Source organism: Actinoallomurus spadix (genome assembly GCF_024055725.1).
GTDB lineage: Bacteria > Actinomycetota > Actinomycetes > Streptosporangiales > Streptosporangiaceae > Actinoallomurus > Actinoallomurus spadix.
In genome coordinates this window covers 118,506-142,525 of sequence record NZ_JAMXMX010000004.1, presented here as the reverse complement: position 1 = coordinate 142,525, position 24,020 = coordinate 118,506, and the positions used below count along the sequence as shown (strand labels likewise).

The 24,020-nt window shown below is 71.3% G+C and carries 17 protein-coding genes; 11 read left to right on the top strand and 6 right to left on the bottom strand.

Annotated elements, in window-relative coordinates; genetic code table 11:
* Positions 1 to 11: 11 nt before the first annotated feature.
* Entirely contained in the window at positions 12 to 524 is a 513-nt protein-coding gene (locus tag NE235_RS06695) for an FMN-binding protein (RefSeq protein WP_252800071.1), read from the top strand.
* The gene (locus tag NE235_RS06690) at positions 521 to 1,369 is read left to right on the top strand and encodes an FAD:protein FMN transferase (RefSeq protein WP_252800070.1); all 849 of its coding nucleotides are present in this window, start codon (positions 521 to 523) and stop codon (positions 1,367 to 1,369) included. Before NE235_RS06695 ends, NE235_RS06690 begins: the two co-directional genes overlap by 4 nt.
* Here the strand turns inward: NE235_RS06690 and NE235_RS06685 are convergent.
* Together NE235_RS06685 and NE235_RS06680 are read right to left on the bottom strand one after the other, a co-directional pair.
* Complete coding sequence (locus NE235_RS06685) at positions 1,285 to 2,088, bottom strand: HAD-IIA family hydrolase (RefSeq protein ID WP_252800069.1); 804 nt, start codon at positions 2,086 to 2,088, stop codon at positions 1,285 to 1,287. The genes NE235_RS06690 and NE235_RS06685 overlap by 85 nt on opposite strands.
* A 93-nt stretch (positions 2,089 to 2,181) precedes the next feature.
* Entirely contained in the window at positions 2,182 to 3,783 is a 1,602-nt protein-coding gene (locus NE235_RS06680; protein ID WP_252800068.1) for an adenylate/guanylate cyclase domain-containing protein, read from the bottom strand.
* Positions 3,784 to 3,898: 115 nt separating this feature from the next.
* Here NE235_RS06680 and NE235_RS06675 point away from each other — a divergent pair, with 115 nt between their 5' ends.
* The 3 genes from NE235_RS06675 (at position 3,899) to NE235_RS06665 (ending at position 7,623) form a co-directional block, all read left to right on the top strand.
* Positions 3,899 to 4,837 (top strand): aldo/keto reductase, encoded by a 939-nt coding sequence (locus NE235_RS06675; protein ID WP_252800067.1) that lies wholly within the window; start codon positions 3,899 to 3,901, stop codon positions 4,835 to 4,837.
* Between the two features lie 140 nt (positions 4,838 to 4,977).
* A complete protein-coding gene (locus tag NE235_RS06670) occupies positions 4,978 to 5,907 on the top strand; it encodes a DMT family transporter (RefSeq protein ID WP_252800066.1) in 930 nt (309 codons plus the stop codon).
* Between the two features lie 108 nt (positions 5,908 to 6,015).
* Positions 6,016 to 7,623, top strand: coding sequence for an LCP family protein (locus tag NE235_RS06665; protein WP_252800065.1), 1,608 nt, complete (start codon positions 6,016 to 6,018; stop codon positions 7,621 to 7,623).
* Here NE235_RS06665 and NE235_RS06660 read toward each other — a convergent pair.
* A complete protein-coding gene (locus NE235_RS06660) occupies positions 7,595 to 8,464 on the bottom strand; it encodes a glycosyltransferase (RefSeq protein WP_252800064.1) in 870 nt (289 codons plus the stop codon). The two genes, NE235_RS06665 and NE235_RS06660, sit on opposite strands and share 29 nt — an antisense overlap.
* Before the next feature lie 138 nt (positions 8,465 to 8,602).
* On the opposite strand from NE235_RS06660, the gene NE235_RS06655 reads away from it, so the two are divergent.
* The 3 genes from NE235_RS06655 to NE235_RS06645 are packed head-to-tail and all read left to right on the top strand — an operon-like array spanning position 8,603 to position 12,478.
* Positions 8,603 to 9,466: a glycosyltransferase gene (locus NE235_RS06655; protein ID WP_252800063.1), complete on the top strand. Its 864-nt coding sequence runs from the start codon at positions 8,603 to 8,605 to the stop codon at positions 9,464 to 9,466.
* The gene (gene glf, locus NE235_RS06650; protein WP_252800062.1) at positions 9,456 to 10,607 is read left to right on the top strand and encodes a UDP-galactopyranose mutase; all 1,152 of its coding nucleotides are present in this window, start codon (positions 9,456 to 9,458) and stop codon (positions 10,605 to 10,607) included. Before NE235_RS06655 ends, glf begins: the two co-directional genes overlap by 11 nt.
* A complete protein-coding gene (locus NE235_RS06645) occupies positions 10,604 to 12,478 on the top strand; it encodes a glycosyltransferase (RefSeq protein WP_252800061.1) in 1,875 nt (624 codons plus the stop codon). The genes glf and NE235_RS06645 overlap by 4 nt, the downstream gene beginning before the upstream one ends.
* Positions 12,479 to 12,501: 23 nt before the next feature.
* Here NE235_RS06645 and NE235_RS06640 read toward each other — a convergent pair whose 3' ends face one another.
* Complete coding sequence (locus tag NE235_RS06640) at positions 12,502 to 13,869, bottom strand: hypothetical protein (protein ID WP_252800060.1); 1,368 nt, start codon at positions 13,867 to 13,869, stop codon at positions 12,502 to 12,504.
* A gap of 152 nt (positions 13,870 to 14,021) precedes the next feature.
* On the opposite strand from NE235_RS06640, the gene NE235_RS06635 reads away from it, so the two are divergent.
* Positions 14,022 to 14,897, top strand: coding sequence for an ABC transporter permease (locus NE235_RS06635; protein ID WP_252800059.1), 876 nt, complete (start codon positions 14,022 to 14,024; stop codon positions 14,895 to 14,897).
* A gap of 2 nt (positions 14,898 to 14,899) precedes the next feature.
* Positions 14,900 to 15,715 carry an ABC transporter ATP-binding protein gene (locus tag NE235_RS06630; RefSeq protein ID WP_252800058.1) on the top strand — a complete coding sequence of 272 codons (816 nt, stop codon included), beginning with the start codon at positions 14,900 to 14,902 and terminating at the stop codon, positions 15,713 to 15,715.
* A gap of 59 nt (positions 15,716 to 15,774) precedes the next feature.
* Here the strand turns inward: NE235_RS06630 and NE235_RS06625 are convergent, their stop codons facing one another.
* Both NE235_RS06625 and NE235_RS06620 read right to left on the bottom strand, forming a co-directional pair.
* Positions 15,775 to 17,004 carry a sialidase family protein gene (locus tag NE235_RS06625; protein WP_252800057.1) on the bottom strand — a complete coding sequence of 410 codons (1,230 nt, stop codon included), beginning with the start codon at positions 17,002 to 17,004 and terminating at the stop codon, positions 15,775 to 15,777.
* A gap of 18 nt (positions 17,005 to 17,022) precedes the next feature.
* Positions 17,023 to 19,401 carry a beta propeller repeat protein gene (locus NE235_RS06620; RefSeq protein WP_252800056.1) on the bottom strand — a complete coding sequence of 793 codons (2,379 nt, stop codon included), beginning with the start codon at positions 19,399 to 19,401 and terminating at the stop codon, positions 17,023 to 17,025.
* 1,247 nt (positions 19,402 to 20,648) lie between these two features.
* On the opposite strand from NE235_RS06620, the gene NE235_RS06615 reads away from it, so the two are divergent.
* The gene (locus NE235_RS06615) at positions 20,649 to 23,936 is read left to right on the top strand and encodes a LamG-like jellyroll fold domain-containing protein (protein WP_252800055.1); all 3,288 of its coding nucleotides are present in this window, start codon (positions 20,649 to 20,651) and stop codon (positions 23,934 to 23,936) included.
* The last annotated feature ends 84 nt before the right edge of the window (positions 23,937 to 24,020 follow it).

Here is a 24,020-nt window from a genome sequence, read left to right as displayed (position 1 = left end):
GATAAGAGCACATGAAGAGGGCGATCCTCACCATCGTCGGGACCGTCGCCGGGCTGGTCCTGCTGCTGAGCTTCAAGACGCAGTCGGCGCCGAGCGGCGGCGCCGCCGCCGGAGCGACGCTGGGCACGGGTTCGGGTACGGACGGTGGCGCGGCGGCTCCGGCGCCGAGCGCGAGCAGCGGCCCGACCGCGGGCTCCGGCACGGGCGACGGGAGCGGGACCGGGAGCGGCCAGACGTCGAAGTCCACGACCCGGACCGTCACCGGGGACACCATCGACACGCGCTGGGGCCCCGTCCAGGTGCAGGTCACGCTCAAGGACGGGAAGATCACCAAGGTCCAGGCGCTCCAGCTGCCGAGCGACAACCGCCGCGACCTGGAGATCAACAACTTCGCCGTGCCGCAGCTCCACCAGGAGACCCTGTCGGCGCAGAGCGCGCAGATCGACACGGTGTCCGGCGCCACCTACACCAGCGAGGGCTACATCCGGTCGCTGCAGAGCGCGCTCGACAAGGCCGGCAAGTGACGGCGGCGCTGCGGCACGCCGAGCCGTGCATGGGAACGGTCTTCTCCTTCGACCTGCGCGAGCCGTACCCCCGTGACGGCGCGCTCGACGAGACCATCGCCTGGCTGCACTGGGTGGACGCCACCTTCTCGACGTACCGGCCGGACAGCGACATCGGCCGGCTCGCGCGCGGTGAGGCGGAGGTGGGCGACTGCGCGCCCGAGGTGGGGGAGATCCTCGCCCTGTGCGACCGGCTCACCGAGGCCACGGGCGGCTGCTTCAGCGCCTGCGCCGGCGGGTCGCTCGACCCGTCCGGCGTGGTCAAGGGCTGGGCGATCGAACGCGCCGGGAGCATGCTGCGCGCGGCCGGCTCGCTCAACCACCACGTCAACGGGGGCGGCGACATCCAGCTGTCCGGCGGCCCCGGACCGGGCCGCCCGTGGCGGGTGGGCATCGCCGATCCCCTGCGCCCCGGCACGGTCGCGACGGTCGTCGCCGGGCGCGACATGGCCGTGGCGACCTCCGGGACCGCCGAACGCGGAGCGCACATCCTCGACCCGCGCACCGGACGGCCCGCGGACGGCCTCGCCGCGGTGACCGTCGTCGGGCCGAGCGTCACCCTCGCCGACGCCTACGCGACCACGGCCTTCGTGATGGGGGAGGCCGCCCTTGACTGGATCGAGGGCCTCACCGGGTACGAGGCGTACGTCATCGGACTCGACGGGCGATCCTGGGCGACCTCCGGTCTGCGCACCGAGGCCCCCGGTGTCGGCACCCCGGGTCAGCCCGTGGCCAGGTCCGGCAGGTCGACCATGTCCACCAGGTCGGCGATCGAGTCGGCGACCCGCTGCGGCCGGAAGGGATAGCGCTCGATCTCGCCCTGGGAGGTCACCCCGGTCAGCACGAGGATCGTGTACAGGCCGGCCTCCATGCCGGACACCACGTCGGTGTCCATCCGGTCACCGATCATGGCGGTCTCCTCGGAGTGACCGCCCACCGTGTTCAGGGCGTTGCGCATCATCAGCGGGTTCGGCTTGCCGACGAAGTACGGTTCGACCCCCGTCGCCTTGGTGATCAGCGCGGCGACCGCGCCGGTGGCCGGCAGCGAGCCCTCGTTGGACGGGCCGATCGGGTCGGGGTTGGTGGCGATGAACCGCGCGCCCTTGTCGATCAGGCGGATCGCCGTCGTGATCGCGGTGAAGCTGTACGTCCGGGTCTCGCCTAGGACGACGTAGTCGGGGTCCAGGTCGGTCAGGACGTACCCGATCTGGTGCAGGGCGGTCGTCAGGCCGGCCTCGCCCAGCACGTACGCGGAACCGCCCGGGCGCTGGTCGTTGAGGAACTGCGCGGTGGCCAGCGCGGACGTGTAGATCGACTCGATGGGCACGTCGAGTCCGGCGTTCCGGAGCCGCACGTGCAGATCCCTCGGCGTGTAGATCGAGTTGTTGGTCAGCACGAGGAACGGCTTGCCCGCCTCCTTGAGCCGGGAGAGGAACTCCTTGGCCCCGGGCACGGGCTGACCCTCGTGCACCAGCACGCCGTCCATGTCCGTCAACCAGCAGTTGATCGGCTTGCGCTCAGTCATGCGACCAAATATCCCGCATGACCACGACGTTTAACCAGCCGGGATCACCCCGTGAGACACCGGGAAAGGCCCGGAATCCGGGCCGGCGCCTCGTCACCGGCGGAGGCGGTTGATCACCCGGTCGATGCCGCTGGGCGGCGGCCGCCGGAACGGCGCGGCCAGACGGGTCCGGCTGGTGCGGCCGCGCAGCGTCACGGCGCTGCCGAGCCGCCAGTGCGCGGCCTCGGCCGGCCCGGCGGTCTCGACGACCCTGCCCGACGCGAGGACCCGGTCGGGGGCGGTCTTGGCGAGGTCGCTGAGCCGCGCGGCCTCGTTGACCGGATCTCCGATCACGGTGTACTCCAGCCGCTGCTCCGCGCCGATGTGCCCGGCCACGACCGGTCCGGCCGAGACGCCGATCCCGGCGACGAGCTGGGGGAGCTCCGCGCGCAGGCGGCGCGTCAGCTCACGGGCGGCGGCCAGGGCCTGGCCGGCCGGGTCCTCGAGCCGCTCGGGCACGCCGAAGACGGCGAGGGCCGCGTCGCCCTGGAACTTGTTGATCAGGCCGCCGTGCCGGGCCACCACGTCGACGACGACGCCGAAGTAGGCGTTGAGCAGGCCGACGACCTCGCCGGGCGGCCGCGTCGCGGCCAGGTGCGTCGAGCCCTGCAGGTCGACGAAGAAGACGGCCGCGTCGCGCAGCTCCCCGCCCAGCACGACGCCGTGCTCGAGCGCGTGCCGGGCGACGTCCTCCCCGACGTGCCGGCCGAACAGGTCCCGCAGCCGCTCGTTCTCCCGCAGCCCCGCCGCCATGTGGTTGAACCCGGCCTGCAGCCTCCCGAGCTCGCTCGCGTCATAGACCGGGACCGACGCCCGCAGGTCGCCGCGCTCGACCCGCGCCAACCCCTCGCGTACGGACCGGACCGGGTCGGCGATCGAGCGCGCGGCGATGTAGGTCACCTGGGCCCCGACGAGCAGGGCGACGCCGCCGAGCACGAGGATGGTGCCGGCCAGCTGGGTCAGGGACATGCCGTCGACGACCAGCGCCGCGACCGCCGCGGCGATGAGACCGAGGACCGGCACGGCGCTGCCGAGCGCCCACGCGAGCATGGCGCGCGGCGTGATGCCGAACCACGCGTCGTACTGCGCCGGCCCGGACGCCATCACCACCGCCGCGATGGGCCGCAGCAGGCGCTCGGTGACCAGGTACACGATCGCGCAGGTGGTGACCCCGCCCAGCGCCGTGATCATGCCGACCTTCAGGGCGAGCAGGCCGGAGTACGGCGCGTCGATCACGGCCCAGCCGACCGCGCCCAGCCCCCACAGCGTCCCCTGCATGGTCAGCAGCCGCAGGGGGCCGCGCAGCACACCGCGCCGTTCCTTCTCGGTCGGGTCGTGCTCGTGCCGGGCGAACGTGCGCACCGGGCGGAAGAGCCACATCCCCCAGGCGACGCCGATCGGCGCGCCGAACAGGAGGTAGGCGCAGAAGACCAGGAGGTTGACGAGCCGGACGTGCGCGTGGTCGGCGATCCCCGGCGGATCCGGCATCACGAACGTCGAGAACAGCAGGACGAACAGCGCGCCGGCGAGGTTCGCGCCGCCGACCGCGACCATGAGCAGCCGGCGGGTACGGCGTTCCAGCATCGCGCGTGAGGCACCCGGCGGCCCGTCCAGCCGCCCGTGGAACCCCTTCTTCGTCAACGCCCTGGCGGCCACCGCCCGACTGCCTCCTCCCGCGCATCCGTGGAAGACCAGTGTGACCGATCGCCGGGGCGGTCCGGGCCGGAGGGCGGCCGGGACCGGTGGACGGCATCGTGGGACGGTAGGTCCCATGACCGTGATCGGGAGGATGGGGCTCGGGCTGGCCGCCCTGGGGCGACCGGCGTACATCAACCTCGGCCGTGACGGCGCGCTGCCCGCCGAGCGGACGGTGGAGGCGATGCGGGCGGCCGCCTGGCGGGTGCTGGACGCGGCGTACGACGAGGGGATCCGCTGGGCCGACGCCGCCCGCTCGTACGGGCTGGCCGAGGAGTTCCTGGCCGGCTGGCTGGACGATCGGGGGCACCGTGACGTGACCGTCTCCAGCAAGTGGGGGTACGCCTACGTCGGCGAGTGGCGCCTGGACGCGGACGTGCACGAGGTCAAGGAGCACTCCCTGGCGAGGTTCCGGGACCAGGTGGCGCGGAGCCGGGCGCTGCTCGGCGACCGCCTGGCGGTGTACCAGATCCACTCGCTGATGGCGGACGGGCCGGTGTTCGCCGACGCCGCCCTGCAGCGGGCCCTGGCCGGGCTCGCCGCGGAGGGCGTACGGGTCGGCTTCTCCACGTCCGGCCCCGCCCAGGCCGAGACGGTACGGCGCGCGCTCGACCTCGAGGTGGACGGGCGGCCCCTGTTCGCGGCCGTCCAGTCGACCTGGAACGTCCTGGAGCCGTCGGCGGGCGGCGCGCTCGCCGAGGCCCACGCCCGCGGTCTGCACGTGCTCGTGAAGGAGGGGCTGGCCAACGGCCGGCTCGCGGTCGAGCCTCCCGCGGCGGTACGGCAGGTCGCGGCGGCGCACGGGGTGGGCACGGACGCGGTCGCGCTCGCCGCCGTGCTCGCCAACCCGTGGGCGGACACCGTGCTGACCGGCGCGGTGAGCGTCGCGCAGCTGACGTCCAACCTCGCCGCCGCGCGCGTACGGCTGGGCGAGGACGACCTGGCCGCGCTCGGCGCCCTCGCCACCCCGCCGGGGGATTACTGGAAGGAGCGCGCCACCCTGCCCTGGACATAACGCGGTAATCGCCGAAACACCATACGAGACCGGCCTATATCGGCGAACATGGCTATTGACGCGATGATCGCTATCCGCGACAGTCGTGGCACTTGGAGCGATGAACGGGTGTCACGACGGCGGGACGAAAGGCTCGGTGCATGGGCGGATCCGACGTCAGGGGCGCCGTCCTGGCGCTGATGGCGACCCTCATCTACTACCTGGGCTTCATCGTCTTCCGCGTCGCCGCGAACCGCATGCCCGAGCTCCGCGGCACCCGCCCGCTCCGCCTCCTGCAGTACACCTACACGAACTGGCTGTGGCTGTCCGGCCTGGTGATCGTGCTGGCCGGCGTGGCCACCCAGGTCAAGGCGCTGACGATGCTCCCGCTGAGCCTCGCCCAGCCGATCTTCGCCGCCAGCCTCCTGTTCGTCCTCTTCTACGCCGGCGTCTTCTTCGGCGAGCGGCTCACCGGCCGGGAGTGGGCCTGCGTCGGCCTGTTCGGCCTGGCGACCGCGATGGTCGGCGCGTCGAACGGCCGGCACGAGGTGCTGACCAGCGCGGTCGCCGGGCCGCTCACCCTGATGGCCGTCGTCGTCCCCGGGATCCTGATCGGGGTGGCGGTCCTCGTGGGCGGCGACATCCGGACGTTCGGCCGGCACGCGCGGCCACTGGCCGGCATCGCGCACGGGATCGGGTGCGGGGTCAGCCTGGGCGTCTCCGAACTGGCCCTCAAGGGGGTGGCCGCGGTCTACAACGCGCACGGGCTCGCGGCCGCGGCCTACGGCACGCCGTATCCGTACGTCGCCGTGGGGATGGCGGCGCTCGGCCTGGCACAGCTGCAGATCGGCCTGCAGCGCTGCCGCATGTCGATCGTGGTGTCCGTGCTCACGGTGACCGCCAAGACCCAGCTCGTCATCCTCGGCGCGCTGCTGTACAAGGAGCCGTGGCCGTCCGACCGCCTGCTGGTCGCGCTGCGGCTCGCGGCGTTCGTGCTGGCCGGGGCGGCGCTCGTGTTGTTCCCGCGCCACGAGGCGGTGGAGGAGCGGGCGGGCGCGGCGCTGGTGCCCTCCGCGCGCGAACGCGCCTAATCTGACCTAATCGGTCAAAAGCCGTCTTTGTCATCTGATGTACTTCGGCGTGCGTCTAACGGGGCAGGGACTCGCGCGGCATGCCGCGCAACGGATCGATGAGGTGGAATGGCCGACAACGACGCTGAGGACGTGACGCCGGACAAGGCGTCGCCGAAGGCGCCGGACTCCGAGGGGCCGGACTCTGGAAAGCCGGACTCCGAGGGGCCGGGGTCCGGGAAGCCGGACTCCGGGGAGCCGGACTCCGGGGAGCCGGACTCCGGGGAGCCGGACTCCGGGAAGCCGGGGGACGAGACGCCGGCGGCGGAGACACGACAGGATGAGGGGGCCGATCCGTCCGGCGACGGGTCCGCGGAGAAGGCGCCACCGGCTCCGGCGGAGCCCGTGCGCCGCCGCCGGAGGCGGGTCCTGCGCTGGGTCGCGGCCGGCGTGGCGCTCCTGCTCGTCGCGGCGGGCGGCACGGCGTTCGGCCTCTACGAGAAGCTGCAGGGCAACATCACGAAGGAGCACGTCGACCGCGTGCAGCTGGGCACGAACCGCCCGCCGAAGCTGAACAAGTCGATGAACATCCTGCTGCTCGGCTCGGACTCCCGGGACGGGGAGAACCACCAGTACTGGTCGCCGGACATCAGCGGGGAGCGGTCGGACACGACGATCCTGCTCCACCTGTCGCCGAATCGGGACCGCGCGGTGGCGATCAGCTTCCCCCGGGACTCCATGGTGCACGTCCCGGAGTGCAGGAAGAAGAAGGGCGGCACGGTGCCCGCCTTCTTCGGCATGCTGAACGCCGCGTTCGCCTACGCCGGGGCGACCTGCACGTGGAAGATGATCGAGGCGGACACCGACATCCACATCGACCACTACGTCAAGATCGACTTCGCCGGGTTCAAGCGGGTGGTCGACGCGCTGGGCGGGGTGGAGATCTGCGTGCCGCAGGCGGTGAACGACCCGCGCGCCGACCTGTCGCTGAAGGCCGGCCGTCAGGTCGTCAAGGGCAACGACGCGCTGGGGTACGTCCGGACACGCTACGGGATCGGCGACGGATCGGACCTGGAGCGCATCCAGCGGCAGCAGAAGTTCATGGCCTCGGTGGTGCACAAGGCCACGAGTCAGGCCATGCTGACCGACCCGACCCGGGCGTACCGGTTCCTGAACGCCGTGACGAAGGCGATTTCCACCGACGACGACTTCAGCGTGTCCGCGATGAGGAAGCTCGCCACCAGCCTGAAGGGGATGAGCGCGGGCACCGTGCGGTTCGTCACCGTGCCGACGCAGACCTACCCCAGGGACCCCAACCGGGTGCAGTGGGACATGGCCCAGGCCGGTCCGCTGTTCGAGGCGATCCGCAGGGACGATGACCTGCCCGCGCCCAAGCCGGAGCCGTCCAAGCCGGCGGCGCCGAAGCCCGGCGCGGTCAAGGTCACCGCGGTGAACGCGCCGAAGAAGGCCGTGCGGGACCTCAAAAGCCAGGGCTTCCACGTGACGGCGGCGAAGGGTCCGGCGCAGCCGCAGACCAGGATCCTGTTCGGACCGGGAGCCGAGCGCTTCGCCGACGCCTTGGCGGTCGCCGTGCCGGGCGTGGTCATCGCCGCCGACAACACCGTGGCGCCGGGCACCGTCTCGCTGGTCGTGGGCCCCGAGGGCGTTCAGGTGAAGGCGCCGGACATCCCGAAGGTCCACGGGGAGATCAACGCGGCGCAGAATCCGTGTCGGTGAGGACGGCCTCGTTGGGCCGGGGACCGGAGCGAAGGCCCGCCCACAGTCCCCGGCCCAGCGCCCGTACGAGCGCGGCCCGGTCGGCGGAGCCGGCGAGCGTACGGGCCCAGCGGCGGGCCGTCGCGCCGGCGTAGAGCAGGCGTTCGCCCGGGCCGAGGCAGCGGCTGCGGGTGAACAGCCAGACCTTGTTGCGCACCTCGTAGAAGAACCGCCGGCCCGGATCGAACGCGGGGGAGGCGGTCTTGTGCACGGCGACGCTGTCCCGGCAGAGCAGGCCGGTGCGCCCGCGCAGCAGCCGGAGCGTGAACTCGAAGTCGTCGTTCCACAGGAAGTAGTCGGCGATCGGCAGGCCGCGCTCCCGTACGGCCGCGGCGTCGACGAGAACCGACACGAAGGACGCCGAGCGGATCCGGGCGCAGCCCGGCACGGCCGACGGCCGGGACCGGGGGGTGTTCATCGGATGGTCGCGGCCGTCGGTCCAGACGACGCGGCCGGCGACGAGCGCGGGCGGCCGTCCGTCGCCGTCCCGGCCCCGGTCGCGCGCCGCCAGGAGGGCGGCCAGGGCGCCCGGCTCGGGCACCGTGTCGTCGTCCAGGAGCCAGAGCGCGTCCGCTCCCGTGCCGAGGGCGTGGGCGATCCCGGTGGCGAAACCCCCGGCCCCACCGGTGTTGCGGGGCAGTTCCAGCAGGCGGACGGCCGGGAACCGGTCGCGGACGAGCCGGGCGGTTCCGTCGGCCGAGGCGTTGTCGACGACCACGATGGTGTCCGGCGGGCGGGTCTGCCCGGTGAGGGCGGTCAGCGCCTCGGTCAGCAGATCTCGTCGGTCGTGCGTGACAACCACGGCGGCGATTTGGGCGTCTTTCAGCTGACACCTCACCTATCGCACAGTTGGACATGTCAATGAAGCCCGCAAAAGTAGCATAAGATGCATCCCGCCCCATTGGCCGCGACGCCTTCCCCTCCATACCGAGACGGACGCATGGCCGAACCCTTCGCGCTCCTCCTCACCGTCTACGGCGGGGACCGGGCGGACCACGTCCGCGAGGCGTTCCGCAGCGCGGTGGACGCTCAGACGAGACGGCCCGACCAGGTGATCCTCGTGCAGGACGGGCCGGTCTCTGCGGAGCTCGCCGAGTGCCTGGCCCGGCTGACCGGCGAGAGCCCGGTGCCGGTGACGTTCCTCCCGATCGAGCGCAACGGCGGACTGGGCCTGGCCCTGGACGCCGGGCTCGCGGCCAGCCGGTACGACGTCGTGGCCCGCATGGACGCCGACGACATCGCCATGCCGCACCGCTTCGCGACGCAGCTCCCGGTCATCGAACAGGGCGCCGACCTGGTCGGCGCGGGCATGCTGGAGTTCGGGACGGGCCGGGACGACATCGTGGGGAGCCGCACGCCGGTCTCCGACCCGGAGCACATCGCCCGGTACGCCCGGCTGCACGATCCGTTCAACCACCCGACGATCGTGTACCGGCGCACCGCCGTCCTGGCCGCGGGCGGCTACGGTCACATGCCGCTGATGGAGGACTACTGGCTGTTCGCGCGCATGATCGCGAGCGGCGCCACGGTCGTCAACCTGCCCGAGCCGCTCGTGTACTACCGCGTGGGCGAGGGCGCGTACGAGCGCCGTGGCGGGCTGACGCTGCTGCGGGCGGAGCTGCGCCTGCAGCGCGAGCTGCGGCGCAGCGGCTTCACCAGCCTCGCCCAGTACCTCCGGAACGTGAGCGTCCGCGGCGGGTACCGGCTCACCCCGGCCTGGATCCGCCGGCCGATGTACCGCCGGTTCGTCGCGCCCCGCGGCGCGGGGGACCGGGCCCCGGTGAAGGAGACGAGTGAACGCTGACCTGGTGGTGGCCGGCGCCGGCCTGTTCGGGCTGACCGTCGCCGAGCGCTGCGCCCGCGACCTCGGCCTGCGGGTGCTGGTCGTCGAGCGCCGCGACCACATCGGCGGCAACGCCTACAGCGAGGCGGAGCCGTCCACCGGCATCGAGGTCCATCGGTACGGCGCGCACCTGTTCCACACCTCCAACGAGCGGGTCTGGGAGTACGTCAACCGGTTCACCGCCTTCACCGACTACCGGCACCGGGTCCTCACGGTCTTCAAGGACCGCGTGTACCCGATGCCGATCAACCTGGGCACCATGTGCGCGTACTTCGGCCGGAGGATGTCGCCGGACGAGGCCCGCGCGCTGATCGCCGCGCAGGCCGCCGAGATCACCGACCCCGCCAACCTGGAGGAGAAGGCGATCTCGCTGATCGGGCGGCCGCTGTACGAGGCGTTCATCCGGGGCTACACCGCGAAACAGTGGCAGACCGACCCACGGGAACTGCCGGCCGAGATCATCACGCGGCTGCCGGTGCGCTACACCTTCGACGACCGCTACTTCGCCGACCGCTACGAAGGCCTGCCCGTGGACGGCTACGCCGCCTGGCTGGAGCGCATGGCCGACCACCCGCGGATCGAGGTCCGGCTCGGCACCGACTTCTTCGACCTGGACGCCCCCGGCAACGTCCCGGTCGTCTACACCGGCCCGGTCGACCGCTACTTCGGCCACCGCGAGGGCGTGCTCGGCTGGCGCACCCTGGACTTCGAGCTGGAGGTCCTGCCGACCGGCGACTTTCAGGGCACCCCGGTGATGAACTACGCCGACGAGGACGTCCCGTACACGCGGATCCACGAGTTCCGGCACTTCCACCCGGAACGGGCCTATCCGGGAGACCGAACCGTGATCATGCGCGAGTACTCTCGCTTCGCCGGGCCCGCCGACGAGCCGTACTACCCGATCGACACGCCCGCCGACCGCGCGATGCTGCGCCGCTACCGGGAACTGGCCCGCGCGGAGAAGGGCGTGCTGTTCGGCGGCCGCCTCGGCACCTACAAGTACCTGGACATGCACATGGCCATCGCGTCCGCGCTGACCATGTACGAGAACCGGCTGCGGCCGATGTTCCGCGGCCGTACCAGCAGCGAAGGCAACGAATGACAGTACTGCAGCGGCTCGTGCTGCCCGTCGACCGCGACCTGGACGTGCTCAAGCTGTACGTCGATGAGACGTCGCACCGACAGGAGGAGGGCGCGTCGCGGACATCGACCGTTCTCGGCCGGCACTCGCTGTCCGTCCCGGGGAGCCGCAGGGTCTCCTTCTGCACCTACTTCAACGCCTTCCCGGCGTCGTACTGGCGGCGCTGGACCGTGGTCGAGGAGGTGCTGCTGCGCGTGCGCGTCCGAGGTCCCGCCCACGTCATCGTCTACCGGTCCAGCGGGAAGGGCCACGCACAGCGGGTGGCGTCCGCCGAGACCGTGAACGACGTGGTCGAGGTGCCGCTCCCGCTGGACCCGTTCATCGACGGTGGCTGGTACTGGTTCGACGTGATCGCGGGGAAGGACGGCGCCGTCGTCGAGGGCGCCGAATGGAGTGCCGATGGCATTCCCGCCGAGCGGGGCAGCGCCACCGTCGGCATCACGACCTACAACCGACCGGGGTTCTGCGTCGACCAGCTCCTCGCCCTCGGCGACTCCCCGGACGTGCTCGAGCTCCTCGATGAGATCATCGTCATCGACCAGGGCGTCAAGCGGGTGGAGGATCACCCGGACTTCCCCGCCGCGGCGCGAGCCCTCGGATCACGACTCCGGATCATCGACCAGGCCAACCTGGGCGGATCGGGCGGCTTCGCCCGCGCCATGGCCGAAACCCTCCAGGCCGAGCGCAGCGACTACGTCCTGCTGCTCGACGACGACGTCGTCACCGAGCCCGAGGGCGTGATCCGGGCCATCACGTTCGCGGACCTCACCAGGACCCCGACGATCGTCGGCGGTCACATGTTCGATCTGTACGACCGGTCGGTGCTGCACACCTTCGGCGAGGGCGTCGAGCCGTACCGCTGGTTCTACCGGCCCGCCCACCACACCCACTACGGACACGACTTCGCCCACGCGCCGCTGCGCACCACCCCCTGGCTGCACCGCCGCGCGGACGTCGACTACAACGCCTGGTGGATGTGCCTGATCCCGGTCGACGTCATCCGTAAGATCGGGCTGGCCCTTCCCCTGTTCATCAAGTGGGACGACGCGGAGTACGGCGTGCGGGCGAAGCGGGCCGGGTTCCCCACCGTCTCACTCCCCGGCGCCGCCGTGTGGCACGTGCCGTGGCACGAGAAGGACGACACACTCGACTGGCAGGCCTACTACCACGCGCGCAACCGGCTCATCACCGCGCTGCTGCACTCGCCGTACGAGCGGGGCGGCACCCTGGTGCGGGAGAGCATGCTGATCACCGCCAAGCACGTCCTGGCGATGCAGTACTCCACCGCCGAGCTGGTCTGCCAGGCGCTGGAGGACATTCTCGCGGGGCCCGCGCACCTGCACGAGAGCCTCGCCGCCAAGATCGGCCAGATCCGCGCCACCCGCCAGGACTACCCTGACGCACGCGCCGCCGAGCACGTGGAGGACTTCCCCGACGTACGCCGGCGCAGGCCGCCGCGCAAGGGGCGGGAATTCGCCGTCCCCGAGGGACGGCGTGCCATGGTACGCACCGCGTTGGGCGCGGCGCTCAAACAGCTGCGCCCCGTGGACGACTTCGCCCGCCGGCATCCGCAGGCGGCCGTCCCGCATGTGGACCAGCGCTGGTGGCTCCTGGCCCAGCTCGACAGCGCCCTGGTGTCCTCCGCGGACGGCACCCGCGTGTCCTGGTACCAGCGGGACCCGGCGCGGTACCGCTCCCTGGCGGTGCGCTCCTCGGTCCTGCACGCGCGGCTGCTCCGTGAATGGCCCCGCCTGAGCCGTGTGTACCGCGCCGCACTGGCGGAACTGGTGTCGCCCGAGAGCTGGCGGGACACGTTCGAGACCAGGCCCTGAGGCGGGAGCCGGGGCGGGAGCGCTCAGGACGCGCGGCGGCGCACCCTGCGCAGGCCCTCGACGACGTTCCAGTAGATGATCCGGGCACGCATCACGGCCCGGTTCTTCTCGCTGAGCCGCCGGACGAAGAGCTTCGTGGCCGGCTTGGCCAGAATCTCCCGCTGCGCCGCGATCTCGGCCCGCAGCGCCTCCCGCTCGGCCAGCAGTGCGCTCCGCTCGGCGCGCAGCGTCTCCCCTTCGGCGCTGAGCTCGGCGTTCACCCGCTGGAGGTGGTCGGCCTCGTCGCGCCACTTCTGCAGCCGGCCGAGGAGGGCCACCATCGACACGACCGCCGAGTCCAGCATCGCGGTCTCAGACGGTTCGTCCGGCCGTACGGGCGAGGGCCCCTCCGGCCCGCCGGTCTCCGCCGCGGCGGGCTCGCCGGGGGATACGGGCGGCACCAGATCGTCGAGGTCCCCGACGACGTCGTACTCCCGCTCACGGAGGGCACCGACGATTCGCACGCACTGGTCGCGCATCCAGTCCCGGTCGGGGCCGGTCAGGACGATGGGCCGGCGCTCCGGGCGGTGCGGGAGGGTGTCGACGGCGAGCAGCCCGGTCACGCACCGGTTGTACAGCGGCCACCGGAGGTCCTCACCCAGGGCCAGGTTGAGCCGGCGCAGCAGGTTCGCCTCGTCGGCGCCCAGCGAGGGGTTCGGGGTCGCGCGCGTCGTGTCGTAGCGTTCCGGTGCCAGGCCGGTGACCTGGCAGAAGCGCTCCCACAGCGGGCTTCGGCGTGCGCGCTCGCGCTCGCGCGGAATCGTGATCAGGTGAATGTGACCCGGCCTCAGGCCGGCTCCCCAGCGCTCCAGGACCTCGGCGGCGTCCTGCATGCGCCAGAACCCGACGCCGAGGGGATGCATCTCCTCCGCGGGGGCGCGGAGGGCCGCCATGAACTCCTCGAAGGTGATGGTGTGCCGGTTCTTGATGTCCTCCTGCCAGGCGGCGGGCGCCTGGCGGACGAGGTCGCGCGCGGTGTACACGAGGTGCACGTCGGAGAAGGCGAGCGAGGCCATCGCGCGCTCGATCGCGTCCGGCCGTGCCGGACTGAACAGCTCCTGGGAGATGATCGTGGTGCCGTTCCAGGCCCGGACCTCATCGACCAGGCGGTCCCAGGCGCCGGGGACGGCCGGATCCGCGTAGCCGGCGAACCGCGTGCGCTGCAGGTCGAGCGCGGCGTGCGTGTGTGAGAGGTAATGCGGGCCGGGGTAGAGGACGCCGTCCTCGCGAAGCGCGTCCCGGTTGTTCCACAGCAGGCTCTGCAGGTAGGTCGTTCCGCTCTTCGGAGCACCGATGTGGAGGTAGGTGACGGGCCGGTTCAGAGGCTCGGCGGCGCGGTCCAACCCCGCCATGGGGCGGTCGGTTTCGTCCAACTACACCGTCTCCAGCGTCATCCGAGCTCCGATGATCTTCGGGTATCTTAGCGACGCACTTTCCCGATCATCCGATTCACGGTGTGATGACGGGATTCAACCGAGATGCGGCGTGAGGTGTCAGGGCGGTCATGGCCACGGACGTCGTCCCGCCCCTGGTCGCGCCCGGCCGCGGCGGCGGCCTCATCGAGGTCGCGCGCCGGCGTTATCTGCTCCGGCTGGTCGTGCGGCGGGAGCTTCGCCGGCGATATCAAGGGTCGTTGCTGGGGCTCGGCTGGTCGTACGTCCGGCCGGCGGTCAACTTCTGCGTCTACTACTTCGTCGTCGGCATCTTCCTGAGGATGACGAAGACCGTCCCGGCCTTTCCCGTCTATCTGTTCTCCGGGATGGTCCTGGTCAACTTCTTCACCGAGACGCTGATCACCTCCACCTGGTCGGTCATCGGCAATCGGGCGTTGGTGCAGAAGGTCTACCTACCGCGTGAGGTCTTCCCGACCGCGTCGATGCTCGTCTCCCTCGTGCAGATGGTCCCCGCGCTGGTGATCCTGCTCGTCGGCGCCGTACTGGCCGGATGGTCCCCGTCGACGCTGGCCCTCGGGTCGGCGGCACTCGGCCTGGCCATCGTCGTGGTCCTCGCACTGGCCCTGGGCCTGCTGTTCTCCACCCTCAACGTCTTCTTCCGCGACTTCGGCCAGGTCGTCGACATCCTCGCCCTCGTCATCCCCTGGACCACCCCGATGATCTACCGATGGACGGCGGTCAAGGCATCCGCCAGCGCGCTGGGCCTGCAGATTTATCTGGCCAATCCGCTGACCGTCGCCGTATCGCTGTTCCAGCGGGCCTTCTGGTGGCCCGCCACGGGGCGTCCCTTCCGGCCGGGAGACCAGCGGTTCCCCGACCACCTGACCACGCGCGGCCTGGTGGCCCTCGCCGCCGCCGTCCTTCTGCTGATCATCGGTCAGGCCGTGTTCCGCCGCGTACAGTGGCGATTCGCCCAGGAGCTGTAGACGTGGAAGCCGTCGTCGTCGAGTCCGTCAGTAAACGCTTCACGCTGCGCCACGCCCACTCCATCAAGGAGATGACCGTGCGGGCGGCGCGGCGTCAGAGCCTGGCGGAGCGGTTCACCGCGCTGGACGACGTCTCCTTCACCATCGAACAGGGTGACGCGGTGGCGCTGATGGGCCTGAACGGGTCGGGCAAGAGCACCCTGCTCAAGCTCATCTCCGGGGTCATGCGGCCGGACTCGGGGTCGGTCCGCGTCCGCGGCACGGTGGCGGGTCTGATCGAGGTCGGCGCGGGCCTCCACCCCGACCTCACGGGGCGGGAGAACATCTACCTCAACGCGGCGATCCTCGGGATGAGCCGTCGCGGGACCGAGCGGGCCTTCGACTCGATCGTCGACTTCGCCGAGATCGAGCGCTTCCTCGACACGCAGGTGAAGTTCTACTCCTCGGGCATGTTCATGCGGCTGGGCTTCTCCATCGCCGTGCACACCGACCCGGACGTCTTCCTCATCGACGAGGCCCTCGCCGTCGGCGACGCGCCGTTCCAGAAGAAATGCCTGGCCCGCATCCGGGAGCACCACGCGGCGGGGCGCACCCTGGTCATCGTCGCCCACGACACGGGGACGCTCGAGAGGCTGTGCGGCCGGGGCCTCGTCCTCCGCCAGGGCCGCCTGGTGTTCGACGGGAACATCTACGACGCCGTCGACCTGATGGTCCCTCCGGCGGACGACCAGGAACGTGCCCGCCGGGAACGCGCCCGCCGGGAGGCCCGGTCCGACGAGGCGGTCCGCACGGGAGGGGCGAATCCCACGGCGCGGTGATCCCGCCGCCGCGGGGCCGGTCCGGCGGTGCGGTGACCCCCGCCGCGGGACCGGTCCGGCTAACGCAGTCCGGCGGTCGCGAAGTAGGCGCGGCACACGCCGTCCGTGTCGTAGCGGGTCCCGATCTCCAGCAGGCTGTCGCCGTCCGCGGACGGCAGCAGGGCGGAGCTGTAGTTCGAGCACGCGTCCCGGGCGGGAACCGGCGTGTCGAGGGGCGCGGAGGTCTCGGACCAGGTGCCGCCGCCGCGCTGGTCGTTGGTGAGCAGCACATCACCGCTCGGCGACGCCACCTCGCCGCTGCCCAGGACGAGGACCTGGCCGATCAGGAACAGCCGGCCGAACATCCCCGGCCCCGGCGCCCACGCGATGGTCGGGGCATGCTCGAAGTGTGCCTGCCGCACCGACTCCGGCACGTAGTCCGGGCCGTTCCACTTCCACCCGTCAGACGAGGTCCGGACGTGGACGGCGCACCGGAGCGAACCTGGCGTGCTGCAGACCTCGTAGCTCATGACGTAGACGCCGTAGGGCAGTTCGCGGACCACCGCCATCCCGGGACGGTCGGCGGACGAGCGGCCGACGACCGTGTTCGCCTTGCCGCGCCAGCTGTATCCACCGTCCGTGGAGTAGACCCGCGCGAGGACCTGACTGTGCCCACGCTGAGTCTCGTCGGAGAAGTGACAGACCAGGCGACCGGTGGAGTCGACGGACAGTTCGGGCTCCCACAGCCCGCGGGAGCTCCTCGTCGTGGCACAGCTCGACAGGTACGTCCACGTGCGCCCATGGTCGTCGCTCCGCCAGACCCGCAGCGCCATGGCACGCGGCCGTGCGCTCTGACCGACCGAGGCCGCCCACAAGAGGGTCCCCTCCGCGGTCCGGCCCGTCCGCCGGGGCACCTCGAAGAGCGTCCCACAGCACAGGCCCCTGCCGCCGGCGGCCCGCGGGTCGGCGATGGTGGCGAGGTGGGCGAACGTCGCGCCGCCGTCCGCGCTCTCGAAGATTTCCCCGGTGCCTTCCCGGCCGTCGTGCGAGACGACCGAGACGATGATCCGTCCGTTGTACGACCCGGAGTGCGCCAGCCGTACCGCCCGTGGGTACAACGACACCCGGTCGGTCAGCCTCTTGACGACGCCGAGCTCCAAACCCTTACCGGGTGCGGACGGCCGCATCACCGGCCCGGGGCCAGGCCCTCGCGCGCCGAGGGTGGAGTCGACGAGGATGATCACCCCTGCGACCACGACGGCGCAATAAGAGGCGATCAGCCCCTTCAGAAAGGCGCGGGTCGAGAGCATCTCGGTCGCCGTGCCGCTCTACGGCAAGGGGCGGCGCCAGAGGGTCGGCTGTCCGCCGGTGTGGTCGGAGGTGGCGCCGAGCCCGAGCAGATCGGAGCCGACAGCGGTCAGACCGTTCAGTTTCTGATCTCCCTTTCCGGACAGCCCCGTGCCCTTGGGCCGGGCCGATGTCCACGTCCTGCCGTCTCCCGACGACCACAGCATGACATCGGTCGCCCCGGGCCGGCCCGCGGTTCCCGCGATCACGAATCCCCTCGGTGTCGCCGCGGTGGCCGTGACCGCCGTGTTCGTCGTCGCATCGGTCAGCGGGGTCTGCTGCCAGGTGCGCCCGCCATCGGCGGACAGGAACGCGAACGCCTGAGGCCCGGAGGGCGCGGTCGCCGTACCGGTCGCGACGAGCACGGAGCCCTTCGCCGCGACGTGGTCGAACCAGGCCTCCACCGTCCCGGCCGGCAGGGGAAGCTGTCGCAACGTCCACGTGCGACCGTCCGCGGATGTCCAGGCGGCGGGGCGGCCCGGCCGGTCGCTGTGCGTCCCCGGGTCGTTCAGCCCGCCGACGGCGACATACCCGAACGGCCCCGCCGCCACATCACGCATCCACCGCCCGGTGTTCCGGGTGCCCTCCAGTGCCTTCTTCTCCGGTGCCTTCCCGCGCTGCCAGGACTTCAGATCGGCTGAGAACCACGTGACGGCCGAGAAGCCGTCCTCTCCCACGACGACGTAACCCGCCGGGCCCATCGCCGCCGCGGAGGTGGTGAGCGCGGCCTTCCCGGACGGTTTGAAGACACCGGCGCCGTCGGCGGACTGCCAGTTCGTTCCGTCCCGGGAGGTGAGGACCAGGGGACGACGTGGAGCCGTGCCGTCGAAGCCGACCGCGAGCAGGCCGGCGTTGCCGGAGGCGACCGCCGTCAGGCGCTGCCTGCCTTCCCGCGAGACGGTCCGCGCGCGCTGCCAGGTACGGCCATCCGCCGAGAGCCACTCGGCAGCGTCACCGTTCGTGCTGCCGACCGCGACCAGATGACCGTTCGCCGGGGCGATGGCGTTCACCGTGCGGTCCGGCTGCGTTCCTCCGGCGATCGCGGGCACCTGGACGTCCTGTCCCTGGGTGTCCCGTACGACCATCATCGCGTCCGCGTCCGATCCGGTGTTGTCCCGGCCGACGAGGACGGTGACACCAGGCGTCTGCGTGACCTCGGCGGGGACCCGCCCGGTCGGGAGCGGCACGTCACCGGAGCTCTGCCAGCTCCGGCCATCGGCACTGTGCACGAGCGCGGCCTTGCGGCCGGCGGCCGCCAGGGCCGCGACGCCCTGCGGGGAACCGGTGAAACGCAGCAGCCGGGCATACCCGGGTACGCGGATCTCTCCGGCCGACGTCCATCGCGCGGCGTCCGCGGAGGAGTAGACGGCGGCGAAGCGACCGCTCTTGTCCTTCGCCTCGCGGGCGATCAGGAAGCCTGACGGGATGGCCGCGATGCCGAAGCCGCCGCCGCCCGGGGCACTCGGAACGGAGACCTGCGCCCAGGTACGGCCGCCGTCGGCCGAGCGCCACAACCCGTCGATCGGCTTCGGACGCTTTCCTCCGGTGGAGCCGATCCCGTGCGTGATGAGGGTGTTCCCGGTGGCGGCCGCTCCGACGAGCGACATCTTCGCGCCCGCCCCAGGCAGGCTCAGCCGCCCACCGGTGACGCGGTCCCAGCGTTTCCCGTCCGAGGATCGCCAGACAACAGGCGTGGGATCGCTGAAGTCACCCTTGGCCGAGGTGGATCCGACGGCGACGAACCCGGAGCCGACGGCCGACACTCGCGCGATCCGGTCGTTATGCCCGAAGGCGGCGCCGGCCGCGTCCGGCTGGCGAATCCAGGACCGGCCGTCGCGGCTCGTCCACACCGCCGTGCCGTCCGGCCGGTCACCGAGGGCGATCCAGGCTCCGTTCGTCGCGGCGATCATCTTGGGTGCGTCCCCGTTCGGCGGCTCCTCGCCGTTCAGGGCGTGCACGTCCGCCAGCCGGAACGACCGGCCACCGTCGGTGGACACGAGGAACTCGGGCCGGTAGGACACGCCGTCGCCCTCACCGCCGATCGCCACCACGGTCGGCCCGACCGCCGTCACTGCGGTGAGTGCCTGGTCACGGCCGTCGGCCGCCGCGGTCGGGTCGGCGGTGAAGACCGACCCGGCGAGCAGCGCCGGCGGCCCGGCATGGTCCGCAGGCGTCTTGTCGTCCGACAGCAGGAAGAAGCCACCGGCGACCAGGCCGCCGGCCACGACGACGGCACCGGTGGCGATGAGGATCGGCCGCAGCGGTACGCGGCGGCTCGTCCTGGCGGGCGCTTCTAGACGCCACGGCTCGTCGAACCGAACGGTCTCCTCGCCGGAGCCCCACGGCTCGCGCCCGGACACACCGGGCGGTCGCGGAGTGGATCGCGGGACCATCGCCGACGGCGGCAGGTCCAGCGAGGTGGGGCGGTCGCCTCCACTCGCGTCATAGGCGGGAAAACGTGGCGCGGGGGTTCCCTGCCCGCCTGCAGCCGGCGAACGCGGTGCCGAAGTCTCCGGGTCCCTTGAGTCATAGGCGGCGAAGCGTGGTCCGGGCGGTTCCTGCTCCTCGGGAGCGTACGACTCCGGGGGAGGCGGGAACACGGCGGGAGAGGATTCGACGGCCGGATCCCACAACGGCTGCGGCGGGATTCGCCACGGATCGGCGGCCGGCTCCGGAGCCCACTCCTGCGTCTCGGGCGGTGCCTGCTCCGCCTCGGCCCACGGTTCCGCGGGTGTCCTCTGCGCCGGGCCGCCCGGTGCGGGGTCGTGGGGGAGGGGCGGCTCCGCCGGTGGCGCGTACGGTGGTGAGCCGGGCAGGCCCGGAGGAGGAGCGCCGTACGGCAACGCAGGAGGCGTGGCCCAGGGCGGCAGTGGCGGCTGAGCGGGGTTCGGCGCCCATGCCGGGGGCGACGGAGGGGAAGGTGGCCCCTGATCGTCGGACGGAGGCTCCCCGTTCGGATCGTCGTCCGGCGTCTTCTGCCCGGCCACGCGCACCCTTCCCGTCCATCGCCCGAAGGGCGACTCTGACCCGACCTCCCCACGGAGCGTCGTGGCCCGATCTTATCGGGGCAAAGCGGTCAAGCGGCGCAGTTGCTGTCACATCCTCGATGCTGCGAACAAACGCGCGGCGGGTCGCCGTTACTTCCGTCGAAAAGGTGGCGTGGACCGTCCCACGCGTTGATCACGGACGGTGATATCGGCGAGTGGCCAGCAGGAGGTCGAGCATGGCCACTCCCGGCCGTGATCCCCGGTTCCGCTGAGGTGCTGATCGGGTTATCGCAGGTCGTCCTGGACGGGCAGGGGGTCATGCGGCGTCCTGTGATTTGCATCACTTATATCGCGCTGTTGAGAGTTCGGTCGGAAATGTTACGTTCCGTGCGCTTTCTAAAGATCGTCTTACCTACGTTGGAGCGGGCGTGGTCGGCCGACACGGTCATGGGGTTTTCGCACGCGCTGGACGCCGGAGGAGCGCGAGGACGCGGCTTTCGGCGGGAGCGCTGGGCATCGTTCTGACGGCGTCGGCACTGCCGCTCGCGACCGCCGAGCCGGCCGGCGCCACGGCCGGCCTCGGGCAGAGGCCCGGCACGCCCTCCGCGCGGTCTCGCGTCGTGGCACTGCGCGAGGCGCGTGCCTCCGGCGACCCGGTGGAGGTGACGGAGGAACGCTCGGAGACCCAACGGCTTCTGGCCAACCCGGACGGCTCCCTCACGCTCGAGGACTACGTACAGCCGAAGTGGGTCCGGCGAGCCGGGGGCTGGGTGCCGATCGACACCACACTGGTGCGCCAGGAGAACGGCAGGCTCCAGCCGAAGGCGATAGTGGCAGGCCTCAGCTTCTCCGGCGGCGGCGATGACGCGCTGGTCACCATCGCCAAGGGCGGCGACGAACTGTCTCTGGCGTGGCCCTGGAAACTGCCGACGCCAATCCTCGACGGTGACACCGCAACGTACCCGGAAGCGGTCCCGGGGGTCACCGGTGTCGACCTCAGGCTGCGCGCCGGGGCGCAGGGCTTCTCCGAACAGGTCGTCGTACGTACGCGTGAAGCCGCGGCCGACCCCAGGCTGGCGCAGGTCCGGTTCACGACGAGCATCCAGGGTGGCGGATCACTTCGCGCGGACGGTGAGGGCGATCTCGAGTTCGTCGATTCCGCGGGCACGCCGGTATTCCATGCCCCGACACCCATGATGTGGGACTCGACCGGGGATACGGTCTCCGCCTCGGCGCAGAGGACGGCAGGCCCCTCACGTTCGGCCGCGGAAGAACCCGATGACGCCGCCCGTCAGGCACCGATGGAGGTCAGCCTGTCGGGCCAGGACGTGGTCGTCACACCGGACCAGGCGATGATGAACTCCCCGGACACCCGGTTCCCGGTCGTCCTCGACCCCGACTGGACGACCTCCAAGCTCGGCGACAAGGGCACCGCATGGGTGAACGTCTCATCATCCGGCCTCCACTCGTACAACGGAAGCGAGTGGAAACAGGCCAAGGTCGGCCACTACGAGGGCTGGCCGGGCAGTCCGAGCTCCGACACGTACCGAGCCTTCTTCAAGTACAACGTCTCAAAGGCCCTGCACAAGAAGATCATCGCCGCCGAGTTCCACGCCTTCCTCGACAGGTCCTTCACCTGCACGAAGTCGACGGTGGAACTCTGGCAGAGCAAAACGTTCTCGAGCTCCACCCGATGGTCCAGCAAACCGGCGTTGACCGGCGGATCCGAGCTCGCCTCCTCGTCGACGGCAGGAGGGGAACCGGGATGCGACGCCCACGACGTCAAGCTGAACGCCACGAAGGCGGTCACCGGCACCGCGTCGTCGGTCTACCTCGCCCTGAAGGGCGGCAGTGAGAGCAACCACTCGTACAAGTACTTCAGCAACGTCCACCTGACGGTCAACTTCGACTCTTACCCGACCGTGTCCGGGCTGGGCATGACGAATCCGTCGGCCGGTTGCGGAACGACGACGGCGCCGGTGGTCGTCGGCAATTCGAAACCATCGATCGTCGCGACGATTCTGGACCCTGATCCGGAGAATCCGCACGCCGACTTCGAGGTCTGGAGCGGGACGACGGGAGGGACGAAGGTCGCCACCCGGACCACGGCGGGTGCCAAGTCCGGCACCCGGCATTCGATGGCTCTGCCGGACACCACGCTCACCGATGGGCTTACCTTCCGCTGGCGGGTCACCCCGGTTGACACCGCCTACGCCGGCACCCCGAGCGGCTGGTGCTACTACACCGTCGACAAGACGGCACCCGAGTCGGCGCCCGCGGTGACGACGCCGAACCTGAAAGACCTCGACTCCGGCGAGCCGAACGACGCGATCGGACGTACGGCGACGTTCACCTTCGCGCCGAACAACGCCACCGGCATCACGAAATACCAGTACGCCTGGAACGACGACGCGGCGGCCGGGGCGGCGAACGCGCCATCCGTGGTTCCCGGTGCCGACGGCACGGCGAAGGTGACGCTGACCGTCCCGTTCACTCAGGACATCACCTTCCGGCTCTACGCCTTCAGCTACGACAAGGCGAACAACCGAAGCGCCAACCCGGGGGTCTTCGAGTTCGCCCTCGGCTCACCGGCGGGCCCGGTCGGCCGTTGGACGCTCGACGAGACCGGCGGCGTGGACCTGGCCGACTCGGGGGGCGGTGACACCGCGACGCTGACCGGCGGGATGCCCGGAGTGCCGGGACGCGTGGACCAGGCGCTGCGTCTCACCGGTAACGGTGACCACGCGACCACCGCCTCCGCCGCGGTGCACACCGACAAGAGCTTCACGGTCGCCGTCTGGGTACGGCTGACCGATGCGAGCCACTACTCCACGGCGGTAAGCCAGTCGGGCGGCAGTTTCAGCGGCTTCCAGCTCTACTACTCGCCCTCGTACAAGACCTGGGTCTTCAACCGGCACTCCACCGACGCCGATGGCGCCACCAATGTTCCGGTGGTGGCGGACGCGCCCGCCGTCCTGAACGTCTGGACGCATCTCACCGGCGTCTACGACGGGCCGACCCGCCAGATGAGCTTCTACGTCAACGGTGCGCCGCAGTCCGGCCGCGCCTCGGTCCCTTCGCCGTGGGATGCGACCGGTCCCCTGCAGATCGGCCGTGTCCTGGCGAAGGGCGCCTTCAGCGACCCCTTCGAAGGGGACCTCGACGACATCCGCGTGTACGACCGCGTGGTGTCCGGCACTGAGCCGGACGCGATCGACGGGTCGACCGGCGGTATCGCCGATCTCGCCGACCGACCGCCCGTACGAGAGGGCTACTGGACCGGGGACCTCGGATCCGGCACGGTCGTGGCCGACTCCAGCGGGCGAGGACATGACGCCACACTCAGCTCCGCCACCGCCTGGACGGCGGACGGTCAGGTCGACGGCGCGCTCGAGCTGAACGACGCGAACAAGGAGCAGGCCGCGACGGCCGGGCCGGTCATCCGCACCGACACCGGCTTCACGGTCGCGGCGTGGGTGCGGTCGTCCAGGCTCGCGGGCGGAAACGCCACGGCGCTGGCTCAGGACGGATCCCGTCGCAGTGCCTTCTACCTCGGCTACCGGGTCTTCAACGGCGTCGGCTACTGGTCCTTCACGCTCCCCGTCGCCGACAGCGACGACGCCGAGTGGGCCCACGCGCACAGTGTGGATCCGGCCGCCCTCGACGGGGAGTGGCATCACCTCGCGGGCGTCTACGACCCCGCGGTGAAGAAGATCCGTCTGTACGTCGACGGCACGCTGCAAGGGGAGACCGCGGTCAGCGCGCCATGGCACGCGAACGGCGCGTTTCACATCGGCGGCGCGAAGTACAAGGGCGCCCCGACCGACTTCTGGCCCGGCGGGATCGACGACGTCCAGGCCTTCACCGGTGTCCTCACCGACACCGAGATCAGCGAGATGGGCTCCTGAGTGGGCCCCGGCGGTACACGCACGAGTCTGAAACGTCGCCGAGTGGAGGCATTGGTGACACGTCGTCGGCTGCGATCCCGTTGG